The sequence below is a fragment of the Streptococcus suis YS56 genome (assembly GCF_000440115.1).
Classification (GTDB): Bacteria; Bacillota; Bacilli; order Lactobacillales; family Streptococcaceae; genus Streptococcus; species Streptococcus suis_L.
Genome location: NZ_ALMY01000047.1, coordinates 1 through 3,912, shown reverse-complemented (window position 1 = coordinate 3,912; position 3,912 = coordinate 1). Strand labels below are relative to the sequence as shown.

Here is a 3,912-nt window from a genome sequence, read left to right as displayed (position 1 = left end):
CTTTTGGGGTATAATGTTCTTGCATCTCTGTGCCTTTCCTTGTGTTTGTGGTGAACAACAAGTATAGCACAGAGATGTTTTCTTATACCTTACATCAGAGGCTATGATTAGCCTTGGCCACCTAGCCTAACAGCTTCAAGCCTGTTATCAAATGAAATCATCAACTTACTCAAACATCTAATTCTTGACTAAGGTAAGGTGGCTAACTTCATTATAGAACTTTCAAACTATAAAAAATCAGCCAAATAAGGTTGATTTTTTAGTTTCACTACTGAAAATTTTTCATTTTTTTGATAGAATAGAACTATCTATTGTAAAAAATACTTTTATGTCATCATAAAAGCTCAGTGTGTAAAAGGAGTTACTTTAAAATGGTACAACCACTCGGTGAACATAACATTAAATTATTCTCACTCAATAGCAACCGTGATATTGCTGAAAAAATTGCTGATTCTGCTGGAATTCCTCTTGGAAAACTGTCTTCTCGTCAGTTTTCTGATGGTGAGATTCAAATTAACATTGAAGAATCTGTACGTGGCGTAGACGTCTACATTATCCAATCAACAAGCTATCCGGTCAATAATCACTTGTGGGAATTATTGATTATGATCGATGCTTGTAAACGTGCTAGTGCCAACACCATTACAGCGGTCATCCCTTATTTCGGCTATGCTCGTCAAGACCGTACCGCTTCTCCACGCGAACCAATTACAGCTAAATTAGTTGCAAATATGCTGGTTAAAGCTGGTGTCGACCGTGTATTGACTCTTGATTTGCACGCTTCACAAATTCAAGGTTTCTTTGATATTCCAGTAGACAATCTCCTTACAGAACCACTTTTTGCAGCCTACTACATGGAAAAAGGACTCTGCGGAGAAGATGTCGTCATTGTGAGTCCTAAAAATTCTGGTATCAAACGCGCGCGTAATATCGCTGAATTTCTAAATGCACCGATTGCGATTATCGACTACGCTCAAGATGATTCTGAACGTTCTGAAGGCTATATTATCGGTGATGTTGCTGGTAAAAAAGCTATTTTGGTGGACGATATTCTCAATACTGGTCGCACTTTCTCACAAGCTTCAAAAATTGTCCAAGAAGGTGGTGCTACTGAAATTTATGCAGTTGCCAGCCATGGTCTCTTTGCGGGAACTGCAGCCCAACTCTTAGATGAAGCACCAATCAAAGAAATATTAGTTACCGATTCTGTTGCAAGCAAAGAACAGCATCCTAAAAATATCGCCTTCCTAACAGCTAGTGACTTGATTGCAGATGCCATCCACCGCATCCAAGAACATCAGCCACTCAGCCCACTTTTCAAATTTACTAGTCCTGAAAAAGAAAACTAGGAGTAAACTCTTTGATTTATTTAGATAATGCAGCGACCACTGCTCTATCTCCTACTGCACTCCAACGGATGATGGAAGTGGCTCAAGAAAATTATGGAAACCCCTCCAGTATCCATCAAAGCGGTCGGAAAGCCAATCAATATCTTAGACAAAGTCGTCAAGAGATTGCTCAAATTCTCTCCGCCTCTCCTGAACAAATTATTTTCACATCTGGAGGCTCCGAAGCTGATACTTTAGCTATTCAAGGCTATGCACTTGCACATCAATCCAAAGGAAAACACCTGATTACTACGGCTATCGAACACCATGCTGTCCTCCATACCATGCAATATCTAGAGGAGCGGTTTGGGTTCGAGGTAACCTATATCCACCCAGTCGATCAAGTAATCACCGCTCAACAAATTCAGGATGCCCTTCGACCAGATACTATTTTAGTCAGCGTCATGTTTGCTAACAATGAGACCGGTCAACTACTTCCCATCAAGGAAATTGGAGAGCTCCTAGCCGATCATCAGGCCGTCTTTCATGTAGATGCTGTTCAAGCAATTGGAAAAATCGCAATTTCTCCCTCTGACTACGGAATTGACTTCCTCGCGGCCTCTGCCCATAAATTCCATGGTCCAAAGGGGATGGGATTCCTGTATAGTAAAGTTCATAAATTTGATTCCTTGATCCACGGCGGAAAGCAGGAACAGCAACATCGAGCAGGTACTGAGAATCTCCCTGCCATTGCTGCTATGGCGACTGCCCTAACAGAACAATATGAGTCCTTAGATACGCATCATAAGCATGTCAGTGAACTGCGACAACATATTATCGAGGGATTGTCTGGCTTAGACTATTATCTCAATCAGGCTGGACCTCATCTCCCTCATGTCCTTAATATCGGTTTTCCTGGTAAACTTAATGAACAACTACTCATGCAACTAGATTTGGCAGGTATCGCTGTTTCTAGCGGTTCCGCATGTACGGCAGGTATTGTCCAAAATAGCCATGTTTTAGAAGCTATGTATGGAAAAGACTCCCATCGTCTGAAAGAATCCATTCGTATCAGCCTATCTGAAATCAATACAAAAGAAGAGATAGATACTCTCATCATCGAACTAAAGAAAATACTTGGAGGTTAAAATGGCATTCCAACAATCAGTTACCTTAAAAGATTGTAATTTTACTTATCACATTAGCCCTGCTATCAAAAAATATACACTCCGTGATAACACCTTTGAACAAAGCAAAGCAGGTCACTATCAGCTTACACGTCTTCTGGAAGAAATTCCAAATTCAAACCAAGGATTCCTCTTGAAAATTATTATCAATCAAGACCTAACTGGTTTTAAAATTAACATTACCGACAAGTCTGGTCTTCATCTGGTAAACATTTTTAAGCCAGAAAGTAACAAGGTTATTCAAGAAAAATTCTATTTCCTCATGGATAGCTTGATTGACCGTGACATCTTTACAAAAGAGGGTTAGTATGATTGAAATTCACTATCTTGATGCTTATAAGCAAGAACGTATCCAAACATTTGAGAATAAAGATGCAGCTATTCTGGCTTTTTCCGGTTGCTTAACCCTCCCAGACTATTATCCAGTTACCAGCATTACACAAGACGGACAAGCTCTGGATTACAAAGGGACAATCGGGGATCTCTATCGCTATTTACAAACACTAGATTAGACAGTTTCCTGTTTAATCTTTTTTTAAAATCAATCTGTTGATTTTTTCACAAACTTGGACTAGAATAGAATAAAGAACTGTTTAATATATAAATAATCGATAAAACGTATTCTATCGAAATAAAGGAGTCTAAAGTGAAAAACGATAAAAAATCTGATATTCCACGCGCAACTGCCAAACGTCTCTCCCTCTACTATCGCATTTTTAAACGTTTCTATGCAGGAAATATTGAAAAAGCTAGTTCAAAAGAAATTGCCGAAGCTATCGGAATCGACTCAGCTACCGTCCGCCGAGATTTTTCCTATTTTGGAGAGCTTGGTCGTCGTGGCTTTGGCTACAATGTCAAAGAGTTGATGGATTTCTTTGCGGATATTCTAAATGATACCTCCATCACCAATGTTATGCTTGTTGGAGTCGGGAATATGGGGCGAGCCTTGCTACACTATCGCTTCCACGAACGAAATAAAATGAAAATAGTCATGGCTTTTGAGGCAGATGATAATCCAGCTGTTGGAACGACAGATGAAAATATCCCAATCCATGCAATCTCAGAAATCAAGGAACGTATCAGCGAAGCAAACTCTCAGACAGCTATTCTAACGGTACCCAGCGTCAAAGCGCAAGAAGTGACTGATATTCTTGTTGAAGCTGGTGTTAAGGGAATTCTGAGCTTTTCACCAGTTAACTTGTCTGTCCCAAAAGATGTCGTTGTTCAGTATGTTGATTTGACTAGTGAATTACAGACACTACTCTACTTTATGCGAAAAGGATAAGCAATGAAAAAACCAGTTATTGGTATTTCTGGAAATGAAATCGAGTAGGGACTAATTTCTAGTCCCTCTCACACCACCGTGCGTGCCGTTCGGCACACGGCGGTTCAACTAA

At 39.9% G+C, this 3,912-nt stretch carries 5 protein-coding genes; all 5 read left to right on the top strand.

Annotated elements, in window-relative coordinates:
- Window positions 1-371: 371 nt before the first annotated feature.
- The 5 genes from SST62_RS0105535 to SST62_RS0105515 all read left to right on the top strand — a co-directional run bounded on the left by SST62_RS0105535 (window position 372) and on the right by SST62_RS0105515 (window position 3,800).
- Window positions 372-1,349, top strand: a complete 978-nt coding sequence (locus SST62_RS0105535; protein WP_012775438.1) for a ribose-phosphate diphosphokinase — start codon at window positions 372-374, stop codon at window positions 1,347-1,349.
- A gap of 11 nt (window positions 1,350-1,360) precedes the next feature.
- On the top strand, window positions 1,361-2,476 hold the full coding sequence (locus tag SST62_RS0105530) for a cysteine desulfurase family protein (RefSeq protein WP_029186604.1): 1,116 nt from the start codon (window positions 1,361-1,363) through the stop codon (window positions 2,474-2,476).
- Between the two features lies 1 nt (window position 2,477).
- The gene (locus SST62_RS0105525; protein ID WP_024402190.1) at window positions 2,478-2,822 is read left to right on the top strand and encodes a DUF1831 domain-containing protein; all 345 of its coding nucleotides are present in this window, start codon (window positions 2,478-2,480) and stop codon (window positions 2,820-2,822) included.
- A gap of 1 nt (window position 2,823) precedes the next feature.
- A complete protein-coding gene (locus tag SST62_RS0105520; RefSeq protein ID WP_024378702.1) occupies window positions 2,824-3,027 on the top strand; it encodes a DUF4649 family protein in 204 nt (67 codons plus the stop codon).
- A gap of 134 nt (window positions 3,028-3,161) precedes the next feature.
- On the top strand, window positions 3,162-3,800 hold the full coding sequence (locus SST62_RS0105515; RefSeq protein WP_002935251.1) for a redox-sensing transcriptional repressor Rex: 639 nt from the start codon (window positions 3,162-3,164) through the stop codon (window positions 3,798-3,800).
- Window positions 3,801-3,912 lie beyond the last annotated feature (112 nt).

Excerpts from the sequence above, each read along its gene's own strand:
- SST62_RS0105525 (WP_024402190.1), top strand. The coding sequence starts at position 2,478 with ATGGCATTCCAACAATCAGTTACCTTAAAAGATTGTAATTTTACTTAT.
- SST62_RS0105535 (WP_012775438.1), top strand. The coding sequence starts at position 372 with ATGGTACAACCACTCGGTGAACATAACATTAAATTATTCTCACTCAAT.
- SST62_RS0105520 (WP_024378702.1), top strand. The coding sequence starts at position 2,824 with ATGATTGAAATTCACTATCTTGATGCTTATAAGCAAGAACGTATCCAA.